The following is an 18,576-nucleotide window of genomic DNA, read 5'->3' on the forward strand; positions in this document are numbered from 1 at the left end:
GGCCACATCCGGGAGGGAGTATGGACATGAGTACCGCGCGTCCGGTGGACCGCTATTTCGCCAGTTACTCCGGCGACCACCGCAATGAAACCAACCAGGCCATCCACGTGGTCGCGGTGCCGGCCATCCTGTGGTCGGTGATCGCCCTGCTGTGGTGCATCCCGCCGTTGATGCCCTGGTTCCAGCACGGGATCTGGGCCGCCCTGGCCATGTTCGGCACCTGGGCCTACTACAACCGCCTGTCCCGCCCGCTGGGCATCGGCATGCTGTTCCTGTTCTTCGTCAGCGGCTGCCTATGCCGCCTGCTGGAAGACCGGCTGGGCATCCCGATGCTGCTGCGCATCGCCATCGGCGTGTTCGTGGTGGCGTGGATCGCACAATTCATCGGCCACAAGATCGAGGGCCGCCGGCCCAGCTTCCTGACCGACCTGACCTACCTGCTGATCGGGCCGATCTGGGTGCTGGCCAAGCTGTTCCGCCAGTTCGGCTGGCGCTACTGATGCAAAGGGCCGGCATTGCCGGCCCTTTCAGTCCGGGGTGTTCACCCGCGCTACGGTGACGCCTCGCCGGCGGGTGCGTCGGCCAGTCCGAGCATGGCCGCATCCACCATGAACGGACGCGGCGCATAGCCGAAATCACGCCGTGCCGGTGCGGTGTCGAACGCCAGCGGCTCGCACATGCGCGCCAAGGTTGCATCGCTCATGCCCTGCAGGCGACCCTTGGCATGCGCCCTATGCAATGCCCACCTGAAAAGTGAAGTCGGCACCCGCAACAATCTTGGCCGCGGGCGCAACGCATCCAGCACCCTGCGGACCATCGTCGTATAGGGCAACGTTTCCCCTCCTCCCAAGGCATACCCCTTGCCAAACGTCTCCGGCCGCGCCACAACCTGCATGGCAGCATCGGCCAGATCCTGCACGTGCACTGGCTGGCGCAGCCCGTTCGCAGCAAAGGGCAACACGCAGAAACCCCGACGCCGCGCAATATCGGCAATCACCGTCAAGGTCTTGTCCCGACCCGCACCATAGATCAGCGTCGGCCGCAGCAGCGTCGCCGCCACCCCGCGTTCACTTGCCGCCACGAACAAGGTGGTCTCGGCCTGTCGCATCCGATGCGCAACGGCCCGCTCGGCAGGCTCGATCGAATCCTGCTTGACCTCCATGCTGGTCGAACCAAAGGCCACGATGCGCGGACATTCCAACGACGTACTCGCAAACCAGCGTGCAAAATGATCCAGCGGCCCACAGCTGAAGACCACATCGAACCGTGCAGGCCCCTGCCATGCACCGAACAGGTCGGCAACCAACCACGCCTCTCCCGCGACCGAGGTGCGGGGCTGTCGTGACACCGCCGTCACCGTCCATCCTTGTGACAGCAGGTTCGCGACGAGACGTTCGCCAATCTGCCCACTGCCACCGAACACCAATGCCGTGCGCGGCTCCCTTTCGATGTGAGTGCTATCTTCCATGCGTGACAGCATAGGCGATCCCACACGCACTTCTGCTGAAGCGGCTTGTTCGTTCCCACGAGAATTCCATGACCACCCCCACCGCCCTCCTGCTCGCCACCGACCTGAGCGCCCGCACCGACCGTGCACTGGCCCGTGCGTTGCAGCTGGCGCGGCAATGGAACGCACGGCTGGTGGTGGCGACCGTGTTGCCGGACGCTGCGACCACCGGCATCACCGGCGGGCTGCTGTCCTCGGCCCCGGCGGTCGACGACGGCCAGGCCCGGCAGCTGGCCGAACGTCGCCTGCAACGCCTGCTGGAAGGCGACGCCGATGACCTGCAGGTGGAGCTGCGCATCGGCCACGGCCACGTCGGTCGTGCACTGCTGCAGCTGGCCGCGCAGGAGGACTGCGGCCTGATCATCACCGGCATCGCCCGTGATTCCCTGTTCGAGCAGCCCACGCTTGGCTCAACCGTGATGTGGCTGACCCGCCACAGCCGGCTGCCGGTACTGGTCGTGCATGACCGGGTACGCGGCCCTTACCGCCACCTCGCGGTGGCCTGCGACTTCTCCGACAGCGCCGCACAGGCGGCTGGCTGCGCGTTGGAACTGTTCGATATGCCATTGCAGTTGTCATTGGTGCATGCACTTGATGCCCCCGGCAGCCTGCTCCCCGGCGGCGACCGCGACACCCTGCAGGAACAGGCCGCCAGCGCCGCGCGCACGCAGGCGCAGGCCTTGCTGGCGCAATTGCGGCCACGGCTGGGGCAAGCGCACGTGCACGCGGTCATCGAACCCGGCGAGCCGGCCCGCATCCTCGCCGACCACGCGCGGTCCGCCGGTACCGAACTGGTCATCGTGGCCACCCACGGCCGTGGCGCGCTGTTCGACCTGCTGATCGGCAGCGTGGCGCGGCGCATCGTCGAAACGCTGGAAACCGACACCCTGCTGGTGCGCGACCCGCGCTCGCTGGCGGCGGCCGCCGGGAACGACGACTGACCGCGCCGAACCCGAACGGCTCGTTCATAAAAAGGTTCCGGGCGGAAAAAAGCGCCTGTTAGACTGGAAAACCTGCCCGTCACCCCTGCGCTTCCGCATGACGCCAGTCCTGTTGTGCCTTCTCCTGCTGCCCTTCCTGCTGGCGGCGGTCATCGCCCTGTATGCCCGCCTGTCACGGACCACCGCTGCCTGTCTTGCAGGTGCCGCGCCCGTGCTCGGGCTGGTGCTGCTGGGCAGCGTGACCCCTGCCGTGCTCGACGGCGAGGTCATCCGCAACAGCTGGCAATGGCTGCCGCAGATCGGGCTGGACTTCAGCCTGCGCCTGGACGGGCTGGCCTGGATGTTCGCCGGGCTGGTGCTGGGCATCGGCGCACTGGTGGTGCTGTACGCGCATTACTACCTCTCGCCCAGGGACAGCACGCGTCGCTTCTACAGCTACCTGCTGCTGTTCATGGGCGCGATGCTGGGCATGGTGCTGTCCGGCAACCTGCTGTTGCTGATGGTGTTCTGGGAGCTGACCAGCATCAGTTCATTCCTGCTGATCGGCTTCTGGTCGCACCGCAAGGACGCGCGCGAGGGCGCGCGCATGGCCTTGATCGTCACCGGCGGCGGTGGCCTGGCACTGTTGGCCGGCGTGCTGCTGATCGGCCGCATCGTCGGCAGCTTCGACCTGGACGTGGTGCTGGCCTCCGGCGAGCTGATCCGCGCCAGCACGCTGTATCCGTGGGCACTGGTGCTGGTGCTGGCCGGCATCTTCACCAAGAGCGCGCAGTTCCCGTTCCAGTTCTGGCTGCCACACGCGATGGCCGCGCCCACTCCGGTCTCGGCGTACCTGCACTCGGCCACGATGGTGAAGGCCGGCGTGTTCCTGCTGGCGCGCCTGCACCCGGCGCTGGCCGGCACCGAGCTGTTCTTCTACGTGGTCAGCGGCATTGGTGCGATCACCCTGCTGATCGGCGCCTGGAACGCGATCTTCCAGCATGACCTCAAGGGCCTGCTGGCGTACTCGACCATCTCGCACCTGGGCCTGATCACGCTGCTGTTCGGCCTGTCCACGCCGATGGCGGTGGTGGCCGGCGTGTTCCACATCCTCAACCACGCCACCTTCAAGGCCTCGCTGTTCATGGCCGCCGGCATCATCGACCACGAGACCGGCACCCGCGACATGCGCAAGCTGGGCGGGCTGCGCCGGTTGATGCCGATCACCAGCACGTTGGCGATCATCGCCTCGCTGGCGATGGCCGGTATCCCGCTGCTCAACGGCTTCCTGTCCAAGGAAATGCTGTTCGCCGAGGCACTGGCCACCGAGGGTCCGCACTGGATGCGCACGGCGATGAGCGCTGCCGCGCTGCTGGCCGGCATCCTCGGCGTGGCCTACAGCCTGCGCTTCGTGCACGACACCTTCTTCGGCAAGGGCCCGCTTGACCTGGACGTGGTCCCGCACGAGCCGCCGCGCTGGATGAAGGTGCCGGTGGAAGTGCTGGTGGTGATCTGCCTGGCGGTCGGCATCGCACCGGCACTGACCGTGGCACCGGTGCTGCAGGCCGGCGCCAGCGCCATCCTCGGCCCGGCGATGCCCGCGTACAGCCTGTCGATCTGGCACGGCTTCAACCTGCCGCTGGCGATGAGCGCGATCGGCGTGGCCGGCGGCATCGCCCTGTACTTCGGCCTGCGCCGCTTCACCGACCTGTACGCCGCCGCCAACCGCCCCACCGGCAAGCTGCTGTTCCAGCGCAACCTGGACCTGTTGTTCGGCATCGCCCACCGCGTCACCGCCGCACTGGCCAACGGCAGCCTGCAGCGCATGCTGATGGCGTTGGTGCTGGTGGCGGTGATCGTCGCCGCCGCACCGTTCATCGCCAGCCCGGCGATGCCGGCATGGCCGGCACCGCAGTCGATGCCGCTGCTGGGCTGGGTGTTGTGGCTGGTGATGCTGGCCTGCGCGTTCGCCGGGCTGTTCCTGTTCCAGCAGCGCCTGCTGGCGGTGATCGTGATGGGCGGCACCGGGTTGATGGTGGCGCTGACCTTCGTGTTCCTGTCGGCACCGGACCTGGCCCTGACCCAGCTGATGGTGGAGATGGTCACGCTGGTGCTGATGCTGCTCGCCCTGAACTACCTGCCGGCGCAGTCGCCGCCGGAACGCTCGCGCTGGCGCAGGCGGCGTGATGCGCTGATCGCCATCGCCGCCGGTGGCGGCCTGGCCGCGCTGGCTTACTCGATGATGACGCTGCCGCCGAACACCATGGCCGGCGAGATGCTGGTGCGTTCGCTGCCCGAGGCCTACGGCCAGAACGTGGTCAACGTGATCCTGGTGGACTTCCGCGGCTTCGATACCTTCGGCGAGATCACCGTGTTCGGCATCGCCGCGCTGGTGGTGCACGCGCTGCTGCGCCGCTCGCGGATGGCGCCGGAACAGATCATGCCCGGCCCGCCGATCAAGCTGCCGGTGCCGGCCGACCTGGCCCAGATCATGTTCCCGTTGACCCTGACGGTGTCCATCTTCCTGTTCCTGCGCGGCCACAACGCGCCCGGTGGCGGCTTCATCGCCGGCCTGGTGCTGGCGGTGCCGCTGCTGATCCAGTACGTCATCCAGGGCACCGTGTCGGTGGAGTCGCGCTTCGGCTTCGACTACATCCGCTGCATCGGCCTGGGCCTGATGGTCGCCGTGCTCAGCGGCATGGCCTCGATGCTGTTCGGCGTGCCGTTCCTGACCAGTGGCCACCTGGACCTGCACCTGCCGTTGATCGGCGAGGTGCCGCTGGCCAGCGCGATGGGCTTTGACACCGGCGTGTACCTGGTGGTGTTCGGCGGGGTGATGCTGATCCTGTCGATGATGGGCACGATCAAGCCCTCGCGCACCCGCAACGCCCGCCACGGCGAAATCGATATCCACCGCCGTTCGGCACGCACCGGGGAGATGCACTGATGGAACTGGCCCTGGCAAGCGCGATCGGCGTGCTGGCCGCGATCGGCGCGTACCTGCTGCTGCGCGCACGCAGCTTCGACGTCATCCTCGGCATGACCTTCCTGTCGTATGCGACCAACCTGCTGATCTTCAGCGCCGGGCGGCTGGTCACCGGCAAGGCGCCGGTGCTCAAGGACGGGGTGAGCAGCGACCTTGCCCACTACACCGACCCGCTGCCGCAGGCGCTGGTGCTGACCGCCATCGTCATCGCCTTCGCGATGACCGCGGTGAGCATCGTGCTGGCCATGCGCAGCCGCAGTGACAACCACAGCGACCACGTCGACGCCCACGAGCCGGATCCGCCCACCGCGGGCAAGCCGGAGGCCGGCGCATGAACCACCTGGTGATCCTGCCGGTCCTGATCCCGCTGCTGGGCGCGGCGCTGTCGCTGTTCGTCGAACACCGCCGCTATGGCCCGAAGGTGCAGCGCAGCGTGGCGTGGGCCAGCATGACCGCATTGGCGGTGTCGGTGGCGCTGCTGGTCGTGCAGACCGGTGAAGGCCGCATCACCGCCTACCTGCTGGGCGACTGGCCGGCCCGGCTGGGCGTGGCGCTGGTGGCCGACCGCCTGGCCGGCTGGATGCTCGGCACCACCCTGCTGCTGGCCATCGCCTGCCTGCTGTATGCCTGTACCGGCTGGGACCGGCGCGCACCGCACTTCCATGCGCTGTTCCAGTTCCAGCTGATGGGCCTGAACGGTGCATTCCTGACCGGCGACATCTTCAACCTGTTCGTGTTCTTCGAGGTGCTGCTGATCGCCTCGTACGGCCTGCTGCTGTCCGGCGGCCGTGGCCTGCGCCTGCGCATCGGCCTGCACTACGTGATGTTCAACATCGCCGCCTCCACGCTGTTCCTGATCGCGCTGGCGATGCTGTACGCCACGCTCGGCTCGCTGAACATGGCCGAGATCAGCCAGCGCATCGCCGGCCTGTCGCCGTCGCACCTGAAGCTGGCCAAGGCCGCGTTGGGCCTGTTGCTGCTGGTGTTCTGCTCCAAGGCCGCGCTGCTGCCGCTGTACCTGTGGCTGCCGGAGTCGTACTCGCGTGCACCGGCCGCGGTCGCGGCCCTGTTCGTGATCATGACCAAGGTCGGGCTGTACGCCGTGCTGCGGGTCAGCACGCTGTGGTTCGGCGCCGGTGCAGGCGCACTGGCCGGCTACGGCGGCGACTGGCTGCTGTGGGCCGGGCTGGCCACGCTGCTGCTGGCCGGCCTGGGCGCACTGGCCGCCACCCGCATGAGCGTGCTGGTGGCCTACCTGGTGGTGGTCTCGGCGGCAACGCTGTTCATCGCCTTCGCGCTGGGCAATGCCGGCACGATCTCGGCCGGACTGTATTACCTGCCACACAGCACCTTCACCGCCGCCGCGCTGTTCCTGGTGGTCGACCTGATCCGTCGTCGCCGCATCCGTGGCGGCCAGCCACGTGACGGCGAGCAGACCGTACTGCCGGGCAAGACCGTGCCGGGCCTGCTGTTCCTGGTCGGCGCGGTGGCCGTGGCCGGCCTGCCGCCACTGGCCGGCTTCCTGGCCAAGGCCGCGCTGCTGAGCGCCGTGCCGCAGGCCCATACCGGCGTGGTATGGGCGGTGGTGCTGGGCAGCAGCCTGCTGGTGATCATGGGCCTGACCCGTACCGGCATCCGCCTGTTCTGGCACGTGCCCGGCGATGAGGACGATGCACCGGAACCCGAGCCGCAGCCCGCGGCCCCGGCGCGCCCCTACGAGACCACCGCGGCCTGCCTGCTGCTCGGCTACGTGGTGCTGATGAGCGTGTTCGCTGCACCGCTGATGCGACAGACCGACGCCATCGCCACGCAATTGCTGTCGCCGGAGCAGTACCTCAACGACGTGCGCGGCACCACGCCACAGATGAGGCAGCCATGAGTACGCCCCGCCCCCTGCTGCGTCGCCTGTTCCCCTCGCCGGCACTGTCGCTGACGGTCACCGCCTTCTGGCTGCTGATGTCCGACAGCTTCAACCTGGGCCAACTGCTGCTGGGCATGCTGCTCGGGCTGGTGGTGCCGCTGTTCGCCGCACGCCTGGACCGCGAGTTCGCCCGGCTGGGCACGCTGCGGCCGGTGCCCAAGCTGCTGTGCGTGGTGCTGTGGGACATCCTGGTATCCAACATCCGCGTGGCCATGCAGGTGCTGGGCCCGGAGCAACGGCTCAAGCCCGGTTTCATCTGGGTGCCGCTGGACATCGCCAACATCCACGGCATCGCCGCGCTGACCAGCTTCATCACCCTCACCCCCGGCACCGTGTCGGCGGCGCTGTCCGATGACCGCCGTCACCTGCTGGTGCACGTGCTGCACCTGGACGATGCCGATGCGCTGATCGCCGAGATCAAGAGCCGCTATGAAGCACCGCTGATGGAGATCTTCCCGTGAACGGTTACCTGATATTCCAGACCACGCTGGTGGTGTGCATGCACGTGGTCGGCATCGCGATGCTGCTGGCGTTGTGGCGCCTGTTGCGCGGCCCCACCGTCCCGGACCGGATCCTGGCGCTGGACACGCTGTCGGTCACCGCCATCGCCGAGTTGATGCTGTTCGGCATCTACCTGGATTCGGCCATCTACTTCGAGGCCGCGCTGGTGATCGCGATGCTGGGCTTCTGCAGCACCGTGGTGTTGAGCAAGTACGTACTGCGCCGGGACATCGTCGAATGATCACTTTCCTGCAGATCGTCCTGTCCGCGCTGCTGGCCTTCGGCTGCTTCTTCATCCTGGTCGGTGCGCTGGGGCTGGTGCGCTTTTCCGACTTCTTCAAGCGCCTGCACGCGCCGACCAAGGCCAGCACGCTGGGCGTGGGCTGCGTGCTGGTGTGCTCGGTGGCATACCACATCTTCCTCGGCGAGGACCCGCAACCGCGCGAGCTGCTGATCACCGTGTTCCTGTTCATCACCGCACCGATCAGCGCCCACCTGATGGCCAAGGCGGCGCTGTCGCTGATGATGGAAAGCCGCCCGGAGCCGCCGGGCGACAAGCCGTGACCGGCGTACTCCACCGGTAGCGCCGGGCAACGCTCGGCGGTAGCTCTCCCGGTCGTACCCCGGCGCAGCATGGCTGCGCTACCGGGAGTGTTCCCGCGCAGCGTGGCCGCGCACCCGGGTCAACGCAGCTGAACCTGCGCAGCATCACTGACCATGACCTGCGTCTGGTAGTAGTACTTGTCCATGACACGCCCCTCGTCGATGAAAACCACCTTCACCAGTCGTGCGCTGCCACGCACGAGGATCGGCCGGCCCAGCAGCGCTTGCCGGGGATCCCGTCCCAGCCTGTCCGCCAGCGCGGCCCTGGCAGCAGGCATGAGTTCCACGCTCAGGTTCCGCGGGTCCCGATAGTCCCGCTCGGAATTGAGGAACAACGAACCCCTGACATCCCCCGTTGCCCGCACGTTCAGCGCGAACACACCATCCACGCCACGTCCCAACCCTGCTGCAGCGGCCAACTGCACCGCCATTCCCGGGTCAATCCAGGCGGACGGAGCCCGCCCGCTGTGCACGCACCCTGCCAATACCGCCGACATCAACCCCAACATCAGAAACTTCCGCATCCTTGCCTCAATCCGGTCAGTTCAACAGCGCCAGTTCCAAGCCGACCCAGGCCAGGAACGCGACGAACAACACAGCGCCCTCGCCGCGACTGATCTTCAGGTCGCCGCGCAGCATCGGGTACAGCATCAGCACCAGCACGATCGCCGCCGGCAGTTCCAGGCGCACGAACGAGGCCGGCAACGGCATCGGGCGCAATGCCGCCATGCCACCGACCACCACCAGCAGGTTGAACAGGCTCGAGCCGATCACGTGGCCGACGACCATGTCACCCTGGCCGCGCCGCGCTGCCGCGATCGCGGCGGCCACTTCCGGCAGCGCCGTGCCGATGGCCACCGGCAGCAGGCCGGCCAGCAGCGGCGACATGCCCCAGCCGGCGCCGATCACCGGTGCCGCCTGCACCACCCAGCGCGCGCCGAAATACAGCACCACGCCGGCAATCACCAGCCGGATCAGGTTGAGCCCCAGTTCGGTGCGGGTCGCCGCGTAGGCGGCGATGCTTTCCTGCAGCGCGGCTGGCTCGCGCCGAGCGCGCGCCAGCACGAACACCAGGACCGCGACGAAGCCAAGCAGCAGCACGATGCCTTCCACGCGGCTGATTGCACCGTCGAGCCCGAACACGATCAGCGCCAGCGAAGCCACGGCAAGCAGCACCAGCAATGGCGACAGCAGGCGCGTGCGCACCACCAGCGGGTAGGCCAGCGCGGCCAGCGCCAGCGTCAGGCCGACGTTGACGATGTTGCTGCCCACCGCGTTGCCCAGTGCCAGTTCCTGTGCCCCCACCGCGAAAGCGCGGGCATTGACCACCAGTTCCGGCAGCGACGTGCCGAAGGCCACCAGCAGCAGGCCGGCGACGAATGGCGAGGCCCCCAGTCGCTGGGCCAGCCCCGACGCGGCCTTCACGATGGAGTCGCCCCCCAGCGCCAGCAGCACCAGGCCAAGTACGAACAATCCAATGGCTTCAAACATCCGCGTCTCTCCCGACGGCAATGCGGCTGATTCTAGGCGCAGTCATCGCCTTTCCGCAGGAACTCAGCTGCACCCTTCCACGTAATCCACCTGCGGCGGCAGGCCAACCCGCCACGCCGTCACCTTGCCGTCGGCGCCCAGTTCGAACACCAGCCAGCCCTGGCTGCCATCGGCGGCGGGAACCCGCAGCACCTTGCCGCCTTCCACGTACTTGTGGGGCTGGGGTGCTTCGGCCTGTGCATACAGTGCCTGCAGCGGGCCCAGCGCCATGCCGACCTTGCCGCCGCCCGGAGCCTGCACGTCGGCGGCGCGCACGTCGTAGCGGACGAAATTGCCGCCCTCGAGCATGAAGGCCACGCCGTCGGCCCCCTGCCCGGCCGGCTGCAGGTAATAGCAGCCGCCGTCGGCCACGGCATCGCCCTGCAGCTCGCCATCCCAGACCGCACGCATCTGTTCGGCATCGATCCCCAGTTGCAGGGGGCCATAGCCCTGCCAATCGGCGTTGCCGGTCACCGCGGCCTCGGCCGGGGCCGGCGCGGGCGAGCCCGCTGCCGCAGGGGCTTGCGGTGCCACCGGCGCCTCCGGCGCGTCGGGGGTGCGGTTGCAGGCGGCCAGCAGGGCGAGCAGGACAAGCGAAGACAGGACGGTGCGGGTCATGCGGCAACTCCAGGGAGGACCGGGGGCCGAGTGTAGCGGCATGCCGGTTGTCATCGTGCTTTCACCTGCCGGACCCAGGCTTGGGCGTCCGCGCCGCCGTGTCACGTCCCATGCATCCGCGCAAAACCGAACTCGCCCTCTCCGTCCTGCAGGCCCATCGGGCACCGCTGGACCTGCGCCAGCGCCGTGCCCTGATCCTGTGCGATGGCAAGCGCAGCCTGGACGACCTGTCCCAGTTGCTGGGCAACGATGCGCCGGCGCTGGTCGCGCAGTTGATCCGCGACGGCTACCTGCTGGCCGATGCCCCTGACGCCCCACCGGTCGTCCCCGCGCCGGTGGCCATGGCGGCGCCTGCGCCTGCGCCGGCAGCAGCGGCGGCGCCTGCCACCGAGCGCCGGCGCTCGATGGTGGCTGCGCGGATCTATGTGCTGGACATCCTGGCGCTGCAGCGCAACCCCACCGCGCAGCAACTGCACCGGCAACTGCAGTCCTCGCGCGAGGAAGGCGATACGGTCAACGCGATCCGGCTGGCGCTGGCGCACCTGCCGGCGATGACCTCGGACGGCTACGCGCAACGCGTGCGTGGCCGCCTGCAGGAAGTACTGCCCGAGCCGCACCTGGCGACGGTGCTGCAGGCCACGCCGCTGCCGGCGGCCTGAGACTCAGCCCCTGGGCGGGGCGAAGTTGTCGCGCAGGCCGCTCCAGCAGGCCTGGTATTCGCGCTGGCGGTGCGGTGCGGCGATGGCCTGCTCGGTCGGGCAGATCACGCCGCGGGTCTCGAACATGAAGGCCATGGTGTCGGTGATCACGTCCGGCTTGGACAGGTCCGCGTTGGAGGCCTTGTCGAAGGTGGCCGCGTCCGGGCCGTGGCCGCTCATGCAGTTGTGCAGCGACGCGCCGCCGGGCACGAAGCCCTCGGCCTTGGCGTCGTAGGCACCGTGGATCAGGCCCATGAACTCGCTGGCGATGTTGCGGTGGAACCACGGCGGGCGGAAGGTGTCCTGCGCCACCAGCCAGCGCGGCGGGAAGATCACGAAGTCCAGGTTGCTGGTGCCCGGCGTGTCACTAGCCGAATGCAGTACCAGGAAGATCGACGGGTCCGGGTGGTCATGGCTAATCGAGCCGATGGTGTTGAAGCGGCGCAGGTCGTAGCGGTACGGCGCGTAGTTGCCGTGCCAGCCGACCACGTCCAGCGGCGAGTGATTGATGTCCGCGCGCCACAACCGGCCGTGGAACTTGGCGACCAGTTCGAACTTGCCCTCCACGTTCTCGTAGGCGGCCACCGGGGTTTCGAAATCACGCGGGTTGGCCAGGCCGTTGCTGCCGATCGGGCCGAGGTCAGGCAACTTGAGCAACGCGCCGAAGTTCTCGCAGACATAGCCGCGCGCCTGCCCGTCGGGCAGCTCCACCGCGAAACGCACGCCACGCGGGATCACCGCGATCTGCTGCGGTTCGACGTCGATCACGCCCATCTCGGTGCGCAGGCGCAGCCGGCCCAGCTGCGGCACGATCAGCAGCTCGCCGTCGGCGTTGTAGAAATAGCGGCCACGCATGTCGGCATTGGCCGCGTACATGTGGATGCCGGCACCGGCATGCGCATCGGGCGCGCCGTTGCCACCCATCGTGTACAGCCCTTCGATGAAATCGGTGGGCGTGGACGGCAGCGGCAACGGGCTCCAGCGCAGCTGGTTGGGCGATACCGCCGCGTGGCTGAACTCGCCATGCAGGTTGGGCTGGTCGAACGGGGTGAATTCACCGTGCATCACCGCCGGGCGGATGCGGTACAGCCAACTGCGCCGGTTGCTGCCACGCGGCGCGGTGAAGGCGCTGCCGGTCAACTGTTCGGCATACAGGCCATGGGCGACGCGCTGCGGTGAATTGCGCCCGACCGGCAGGGTGCCGGGCACTGCTTCGGTGGCGAATTCGTTGCCAAAGCCGGATTGATAACCGTTGGTGACCATGGTGGCGCCCTTGCCTTGCGATTGAGCCCCTCTCCCGCAGGCGGGAGAGGGGTTGGGGTGAGGGTGGATCGGTTGCGGTGATGCTACGTGCTTCGGTGGCCTTTGCCCTCACCCCAACCCCTCTCCCGCCTGCGGGAGAGGGGCTTCAGGCAAGCGCATCGTTCGCCGCTTACAGCACGCCGCGCTTGATCTGGTCGCGCTCGATGCTCTCGAACAGCGCCTGGAAGTTGCCTTCGCCGAAGCCTTCGTTGCCCTTGCGCTGGATGATCTCGAAGAAGATCGGGCCGATGCAGTTCTGGGTGAAGATCTGCAGCAGCTTGCGCTGCTTGGTCTCCGGGTCGGCGTCGATCAGGATCTTGTTGCGGCGCAGGCGCGGCACGTCCTCGCCGTTGTCCGGGATGCGCAGGTCGACCACGTCGAAATAGGTGTCCGGCGTGTCCAGGAACTCGATGCCGCGCTCGCGCATGGCTTCGACGGTGTCATAGATGTTGTCGGTGAAGCAGGCGATGTGCTGGATGCCCTCGCCCTTGTAGGCGTCCAGGTACTCGTTGATCTGGCTCTTCGGGTCGGAGGACTCGTTGAGCGGGATGCGCACGATGCCGTCCGGGGCGGTCATCGCCTTGGACACCAGGCCGGTCTTGGCACCCTTGATGTCGAAGTAGCGGATCTCGCGGAAGTTGAACAGCCGCTCGTAGTAGTCCGACCACTGCTGCATGTTGCCCAGGTACAGGTTGTGGGTCAGGTGGTCGATGAAGGTCAGGCCGAAGCCCTTCGGGTCCTGCTCGGCACCGTCGACCGGCACGTAGTCGGTGTCGTAGATGCTGCCGCCTTCGCCATAGCGGTCGACCAGGTACAGCATGCAGTCGCCGATGCCCTTGATCACCGGGGCCGGGACGGCACGGGTGTCGGCCAGCAGGCTGACTTCCTCGGCACCGTTGCCCAGCGCAGCGGCGAGCACCTCGGCGGCCGGCTTCTGGAAGCGGATGGCGAAGCCACAGGCGCAGGGGCCGTGCTTGGCCGCGAAGTCGGCGGCGAAGGAATCCGGCTCCTCGTTCACGAGGAAGTTGACGCCGCCCTGACGGTAGACGGTAATAGCACGCTGCCGGTGGCGGAGCACGGCAGTGAATCCCATGTTCCGGAAGTACGTGTGCAGCTGGGCGGCCTGCCCGGCCGGCGCGGCGAACTCGACGAACTCGAAACCATCAATGCCCATCGGGTTTTCGAAGGTGGTGACCTGCATGCCCGGATTGGGCGCGTGGGGTGCGGCGTGGGCTTGGGTATTCATGGGTTGCCTCCGATTGCGTGACCACTGCCGGGTGCCGGCGGTGTAAAAAACAGGAAGACACGCGCAAACGCGGGTCTGGACCGAAGGTTATAGTTTCACATGAAACCACCATCAAGGTGCACTGCAGCATGAGCTCTTCCGATTACAGCAAGTCCACCAGCATCCGGGCCTCGCACGTCCTGCTGGATCTTGAGCAGTTCCTGCCCTACCGCATCAGCGTCCTGTCCAACCGGGTCAGCGGCAACATCGCCCGGCTGTACGGCGACCGCTACGGCCTGGCCATCCCCGAGTGGCGGGTGATCACCATCCTGGCGCTGTACCCCGGCTCCTCGGCCAGCGAGGTGTCCGAGCGCACCGCGATGGACAAGGTGGCGGTCAGCCGCGCCGTGGCCCGCCTGCTGGAACGCGGCTTCATCAAGCGCGAGACGCACGGCGATGACCGCCGTCGCTCGGTGCTGGCGCTGTCGGCGGCCGGTTTCGAGGTCTACGAGACCATCGCTCCGCTGGTGATCGAGATGGAACGTCGGCTGATGTCGGTGCTCAGCGAGGAAGAGGAACAGGTGCTTGAGCGCCTGATCACCCGCCTGGCCGATGCCGGCCTGCCTCGCATGAGCGAAGCCTGAGACGTCGCCGGCCGCGGGCCGGCGGCCGAGGGCACGCGGCCGCGCGGCTCAGCTCAGGTGCTTGCGCTGGGCATAGATCCACGGCGCCGCCAACGCGGCGATCGCGCCACCGGCAAAGCCCAGCGCAGCGGCCACCGCCGCCGCTTCGATGCTGCCGGGCAATGCCAGCGCCGCCAGCAGCAACAGCACCGCTGGCAAACCGATGAACGAAGCCAGGAAGAACCGCCAGCGCGGCACCCAGGTGTGCAGCTGCATCAGGCTGGCACCCACCCAGGCTTCGCTGGCCCTGCTGCGTCCTATCTTGTCCACCAGCTTGACCAGATCGACCTCCGGCACGGACTTGCCGGCCGCCGCCAACGCCAGCTCGGCGTCAACTTCCGCAGGATCCGGCCAGTTCGAAGGCCATGTCTGCGGCGCTTCCACGCCATAGGCCGACAGCACCGGCAGGCTAAGGGCCGGCACGGCCAGCGCGCGCAGCCGGCGCTTGTCCAACACACACCAGACCTGTGCCCGTCCGCCACTGTGCACCTGGTACAACGACAGCTGCTCGGCCGCCGGGTAGGGCAATGCGGTCACGCGTGCGGCCAGGGTTTCCACGCCCATCGCGCGCAGGAAGCCGGCGCGGGCACGACCGGTCTGCGTCCACGCCACGCCCAGGGGCGAGAGCAGCATCACCTCGGCCAGATCGGTGCCCCCGGCGGTGGCGCGCTCGTCGCTGGCCAGGTAGGCCGCCAGCGAACGCGGCTCGGCGACATCGGCCTTGCCCCAGCGCTGCGAATGGCCGAGCAGGAACTTCAACGGCACCCGCGCGGCAACCGTCTCGCCGCGGGCGCTGTCCGATGCGAACGGCAACACCGAGGCGACGAAGGCGCGCAGTTCATTGCCGGGCGAGCTGCTCCACTCCGGCGGCAGCAGGCCGGCGAGCAGGCCATTGCGGGCCACCTGGTCGATCTGCTCCTTCTGCTCAACCAGCCGCATCACCGCCGACTGCAGCATGATGTTCGGCGGCACCGCAGCCTGCGGCAGGCGCGAGGAGGCTGTTACCGGCGAGGTGTCCTCGGCGGCCGGCGTCTCGTCGAGCAGTTCATCCACGCTGGGCAGACTGACGCTGGCCGACGCGACGGGCGGGGTATCGACGATGGAGGGGGAATCAGAAGCAGGCTGCATGGCGAAGACGGAGCGGGCCGTGCGCAGGCGGAGATGCATCCGTTAGCGGCAGCGCGGGGGGAATATGAAGGCATGCGACGCTCCCCCTCCCCCAGCCTCCCCTTCGCTGCGCGAAAGGGAGGGCAGATCACGGCGAGCTGCGCCTGCCTCGCAGGAGCGGCCTCGGCCGTGAGGCCCGTGCACGAGCCATCGCGTGGAAGCTCCCCCTCCCCAGCCTCCCCTTCGCTGCGCGAAAGGGAGGGCAAATCACGGCGAGCTGCGCCTGCCACGCAGGAGCGCCTCGGCCGTGAGGCCCGTGCGCAAACGACAACGGCGCCTTCCGGCGCCGTTGTCATCCCCACCGCCGCGGCTCATTGCGCGGCCGGCGGTGCCCACTGCTTGAGGAAGGCGAAGAACTTCTCGCGGTCGTAGCCCTTGCCCTTCTCCAGGTCGCCGGTGAACTGCGAGTGCAGCAGCTTGCCCTCGGCATCGAGCACGAACAGGTGCGGGTAGCCCTTGATCTCCGGGTAGCCGGACAGGAACGCGGTGTTCTCGTTCTCTTCGCTGAAATTGACCTTCATCCACACGTAGTTGCCATCACGGAAGCGGCGGATCTCCGAATCCCCTTCCATGAAGGCATCCAGCAGGTGGCACCACGAGCACCACTCCCCGCCCACGTCCAGGATGATCCGCTTGCCGCCACGCTGGGCCTCGACCTTGGCCGTTTCCAGGTCGGCGACCGGGTTGCGGGCGGGGTCGAACTGCGCGTTGAGCGCGGCCACCGCGGCGATATCCGCCGCGGTGGGGGTGTTGCCCGAGGACACCGGCTGGCTGGTGTCAGCCACCGGCGCCTTCTGTTCGGAGGTGTCCAGCGGCTGCACCTTCTCCACCGGCGGTGGCGGCTGGTTGCAACCGGCCACGGCCATGGCGAACACCAACGGGACCACTCCAAACAGCTTGTTCATCGGTCTTTCCTCACTTCACGCCATGCATGAGCTTCTGCACCAGCGGGGCGATCAGGAACAACAGCACGCCTGCACCCAGCAGCGACCAGAAGCCGAAGGTATACCCCTTCAGGGCCGATTCCACCGTCATGCCGCTCTCGCCGCTGACCACCGCGGCGAAGATGCCCGACAGGTTGTTGCCGATGGCGGTGGACAGGAACCAGCCGCCCATCGCCAGGCCCACGACCTTGAGCGGGGCCAGCTTGGTGGTCATCGACAGGCCGATCGGCGACAGGCACAGCTCACCGACGGTCTGGATCACGTAGACCATGAACAGGGTCCAGAACGGGATCTTGCCGGCGCCGTCGACCAGCGAGGACAGCGCGTACATCAGCAGGAGGAAGGCCAGGCCGTTGAAGATCAGGCCCAGGCCGAACTTGCGCGGAATCGACGGGTTGGCCTTGCCCAGCGCGGTCCACAGCCACACGAAGATCGGGCCAAGGGCCAGGATGGCCACCGAGTTGACCGACTGGAACCAGCCGATCGGGAAGGTCCAGCCGCCCAGGTCGCGGTTGACGATGTTCTGCGCCAGGAAGTTGAACGAACTGCCGGCCTGTTCGAAGAACATGAAGAACAGCACGTTGAACACGAAGATGATCAGCATGGCGATGGCACGGTCACGGGCCACCTTGCCCTCGCGGATGCCCTCGACCAGGATCATCACGCACAGCGCGGTGAACAGCGCGCCCAGGATCCAGCCCAGGATGCCGGCGTCGATGGACAGCAGCGCATAGGCCACCGGCACGGCCACCAGCGAACCCACCAGCACGGCGATGGTGCGGCCCATCCCTTCAGCACCTGCCGGCGGCTTGCCGATGTCACCGAGCTGGCGACGGCCGAACCAGAACCACACCAGGCTGATCAGCATGCCCACGCCCGAGGCGATGAACACGTACTTGTAGGCCGGCATGGCTTCGGTGCCGAACACGTTCTCGGCCAGGATGCCGGTCAGCACCGGTGCGACCAGCGCGCCGGCGTTGATGCCCATGTAGAAGATGGTGAAGCCCGAATCACGGCGCGAGTCGTTGATGCCGTACAGCTGCCCGACCATGCTGGAGATGTTCGGCTTGAACAGGCCGTTGCCCGCGATCACGGTGGCCAGGCCGATACGGAACACCTGGTCGTTGGGGATGGCGATCAGGAACAGGCCCAGCGACATCACCGCCGCACCGATCAGGATCGAACGCTGGTAACCGATGATCCGGTCGGCGACGAAGCCACCGAACAGGGCTGCCGCATACACCAGCGCCAGGTAGGCGCCGTAGAGCTTGCTGGCACCGGCCTGGCTCTCGGAGAACTGGGCGACGATGTACAGCGTCAGCGCCCAGCGGATGCCGTAGAACGCGAAGCGTTCGAAGAACTCGGTCATGAACAGCATCCACAGGGGGCGTGGATGGCCGAGGAGGTTGGTGAACGCCGGCACGGGCGCCGGGTTGGATGCGGAATTGGGCGCGGCAGCGCTCATGCGGGTGTCCCCTGAGTCATTCGATGGGCAAGTGATGCGAAAGAAGTCGGCCGGAACCGGCGCGACGGGCGAGCATCACCGAAGGGCCGGCTTCACGTCAAATCCACAGAAGGCTTGCCCGGGCCGGCCTGCGGCGGCCGGAAACGCCGCAGGGGCGCCCCGAGGCGCCCCTGCAAGCTGCTGAATACGTTGGATTTTCAGGCGCCCGCCGGCGGATCGGCGCGGATGCTGGTGCGGACTTCGAACAGTTCCGGGAAGAAGGTCAGCTCCAGCGCCTGCTTGAGGAAGCCCACGCCGCTGGAGCCGCCGGTGCCCCGCTTGAAGCCGATCACCCGCATCACCGTGCGCATGTGGCGGAAGCGCCACAGCTGGAACTGGGTCTCCAGGTCCACCAGGTCCTCGCACAGCGAGTACTCGCGCCAGTAGCGGTCGGTGTCCTGGTAGATGTTCTCGAAGACATGGCGCAGCGCCGGGTCGCTGACATGCGACTGGGTCCAGTCGTGGCC

General features: G+C 67.7%; 20 protein-coding genes. 10 read left to right on the plus strand and 10 right to left on the minus strand.

Annotated elements, in window-relative coordinates:
* Nucleotides 1–20 precede the first annotated feature (20 nt).
* Nucleotides 21–500 (plus strand): Mpo1 family 2-hydroxy fatty acid dioxygenase, encoded by a 480-nt coding sequence (locus VA603_RS12075; protein WP_132863287.1) that lies wholly within the window; start codon nt 21–23, stop codon nt 498–500.
* Nucleotides 501–550: 50 nt separating this feature from the next.
* On the opposite strand, the gene VA603_RS12080 is transcribed toward VA603_RS12075, so the two are convergent.
* Nucleotides 551–1,468, minus strand: coding sequence for an NAD-dependent epimerase/dehydratase family protein (locus VA603_RS12080; protein ID WP_323438992.1), 918 nt, complete (start codon nt 1,466–1,468; stop codon nt 551–553).
* A 68-nt stretch (nt 1,469–1,536) separates the two neighbouring features.
* Here VA603_RS12080 and VA603_RS12085 point away from each other — a divergent pair, with 68 nt between their 5' ends.
* From VA603_RS12085 to VA603_RS12115, 7 genes are all read left to right on the plus strand, one after another.
* Nucleotides 1,537–2,448, plus strand: a complete 912-nt coding sequence (locus tag VA603_RS12085) for a universal stress protein (RefSeq protein ID WP_323438993.1) — start codon at nt 1,537–1,539, stop codon at nt 2,446–2,448.
* A 97-nt stretch (nt 2,449–2,545) separates the two neighbouring features.
* Complete coding sequence (locus tag VA603_RS12090; protein ID WP_323438994.1) at nt 2,546–5,374, plus strand: monovalent cation/H+ antiporter subunit A; 2,829 nt, start codon at nt 2,546–2,548, stop codon at nt 5,372–5,374.
* Nucleotides 5,374–5,748 carry a Na+/H+ antiporter subunit C gene (locus VA603_RS12095; protein WP_323438995.1) on the plus strand — a complete coding sequence of 125 codons (375 nt, stop codon included), beginning with the start codon at nt 5,374–5,376 and terminating at the stop codon, nt 5,746–5,748. The genes VA603_RS12090 and VA603_RS12095 overlap by 1 nt, the downstream gene beginning before the upstream one ends.
* The gene (locus VA603_RS12100) at nt 5,745–7,292 is read left to right on the plus strand and encodes a monovalent cation/H+ antiporter subunit D (RefSeq protein ID WP_313252975.1); all 1,548 of its coding nucleotides are present in this window, start codon (nt 5,745–5,747) and stop codon (nt 7,290–7,292) included. The genes VA603_RS12095 and VA603_RS12100 overlap by 4 nt, the downstream gene beginning before the upstream one ends.
* Complete coding sequence (locus VA603_RS12105; protein ID WP_132863277.1) at nt 7,289–7,795, plus strand: Na+/H+ antiporter subunit E; 507 nt, start codon at nt 7,289–7,291, stop codon at nt 7,793–7,795. The genes VA603_RS12100 and VA603_RS12105 overlap by 4 nt, the downstream gene beginning before the upstream one ends.
* A 38-nt stretch (nt 7,796–7,833) precedes the next feature.
* Complete coding sequence (locus VA603_RS12110; RefSeq protein WP_263863709.1) at nt 7,834–8,076, plus strand: K+/H+ antiporter subunit F; 243 nt, start codon at nt 7,834–7,836, stop codon at nt 8,074–8,076.
* The gene (locus tag VA603_RS12115; RefSeq protein WP_132863274.1) at nt 8,073–8,399 is read left to right on the plus strand and encodes a Na+/H+ antiporter subunit G; all 327 of its coding nucleotides are present in this window, start codon (nt 8,073–8,075) and stop codon (nt 8,397–8,399) included. The genes VA603_RS12110 and VA603_RS12115 overlap by 4 nt, the downstream gene beginning before the upstream one ends.
* A 119-nt stretch (nt 8,400–8,518) precedes the next feature.
* On the opposite strand, the gene VA603_RS12120 is transcribed toward VA603_RS12115, so the two are convergent.
* The 3 genes from VA603_RS12120 to VA603_RS12130 form a co-directional block, all read right to left on the minus strand.
* Nucleotides 8,519–8,962, minus strand: coding sequence for a hypothetical protein (locus tag VA603_RS12120; RefSeq protein WP_323438996.1), 444 nt, complete (start codon nt 8,960–8,962; stop codon nt 8,519–8,521).
* 16 nt (nt 8,963–8,978) lie between these two features.
* Nucleotides 8,979–9,929: a calcium/sodium antiporter gene (locus VA603_RS12125; protein WP_132863272.1), complete on the minus strand. Its 951-nt coding sequence runs from the start codon at nt 9,927–9,929 to the stop codon at nt 8,979–8,981.
* A 63-nt stretch (nt 9,930–9,992) separates the two neighbouring features.
* Complete coding sequence (locus VA603_RS12130; protein WP_323438997.1) at nt 9,993–10,586, minus strand: lectin; 594 nt, start codon at nt 10,584–10,586, stop codon at nt 9,993–9,995.
* Nucleotides 10,587–10,696: 110 nt separating this feature from the next.
* Between VA603_RS12130 and VA603_RS12135 the strand changes: the two genes are divergently transcribed.
* Nucleotides 10,697–11,245: a hypothetical protein gene (locus tag VA603_RS12135; protein WP_323438998.1), complete on the plus strand. Its 549-nt coding sequence runs from the start codon at nt 10,697–10,699 to the stop codon at nt 11,243–11,245.
* Nucleotides 11,246–11,248: 3 nt separating this feature from the next.
* On the opposite strand, the gene hmgA is transcribed toward VA603_RS12135, so the two are convergent.
* Nucleotides 11,249–12,547: a homogentisate 1,2-dioxygenase gene (gene hmgA, locus VA603_RS12140; protein ID WP_323438999.1), complete on the minus strand. Its 1,299-nt coding sequence runs from the start codon at nt 12,545–12,547 to the stop codon at nt 11,249–11,251.
* Between the two features lie 169 nt (nt 12,548–12,716).
* The gene (gene hppD / locus VA603_RS12145; protein WP_192287308.1) at nt 12,717–13,787 is read right to left on the minus strand and encodes a 4-hydroxyphenylpyruvate dioxygenase; all 1,071 of its coding nucleotides are present in this window, start codon (nt 13,785–13,787) and stop codon (nt 12,717–12,719) included.
* Between the two features lie 173 nt (nt 13,788–13,960).
* Between hppD and VA603_RS12150 the strand changes: the two genes are divergently transcribed.
* Nucleotides 13,961–14,455: a MarR family winged helix-turn-helix transcriptional regulator gene (locus tag VA603_RS12150; RefSeq protein ID WP_132863263.1), complete on the plus strand. Its 495-nt coding sequence runs from the start codon at nt 13,961–13,963 to the stop codon at nt 14,453–14,455.
* 48 nt (nt 14,456–14,503) lie between these two features.
* Here VA603_RS12150 and VA603_RS12155 read toward each other — a convergent pair whose 3' ends face one another.
* The 4 genes from VA603_RS12155 to VA603_RS12170 all read right to left on the minus strand — a co-directional run.
* Nucleotides 14,504–15,622 carry a hypothetical protein gene (locus tag VA603_RS12155; protein ID WP_323439000.1) on the minus strand — a complete coding sequence of 373 codons (1,119 nt, stop codon included), beginning with the start codon at nt 15,620–15,622 and terminating at the stop codon, nt 14,504–14,506.
* A 350-nt stretch (nt 15,623–15,972) separates the two neighbouring features.
* Nucleotides 15,973–16,566 (minus strand): thioredoxin family protein, encoded by a 594-nt coding sequence (locus VA603_RS12160; RefSeq protein ID WP_132863259.1) that lies wholly within the window; start codon nt 16,564–16,566, stop codon nt 15,973–15,975.
* Between the two features lie 10 nt (nt 16,567–16,576).
* A complete protein-coding gene (locus VA603_RS12165; protein ID WP_132863257.1) occupies nt 16,577–18,070 on the minus strand; it encodes a peptide MFS transporter in 1,494 nt (497 codons plus the stop codon).
* Nucleotides 18,071–18,267: 197 nt separating this feature from the next.
* A partial coding sequence (locus tag VA603_RS12170) for a tryptophan 2,3-dioxygenase family protein (RefSeq protein WP_323439001.1) occupies nt 18,268–18,576 on the minus strand: 309 nt, incomplete at its 5' end.

Origin of the sequence: Stenotrophomonas capsici (assembly GCF_034961085.1) — a bacterium.
GTDB lineage: Bacteria > Pseudomonadota > Gammaproteobacteria > Xanthomonadales > Xanthomonadaceae > Stenotrophomonas > Stenotrophomonas capsici.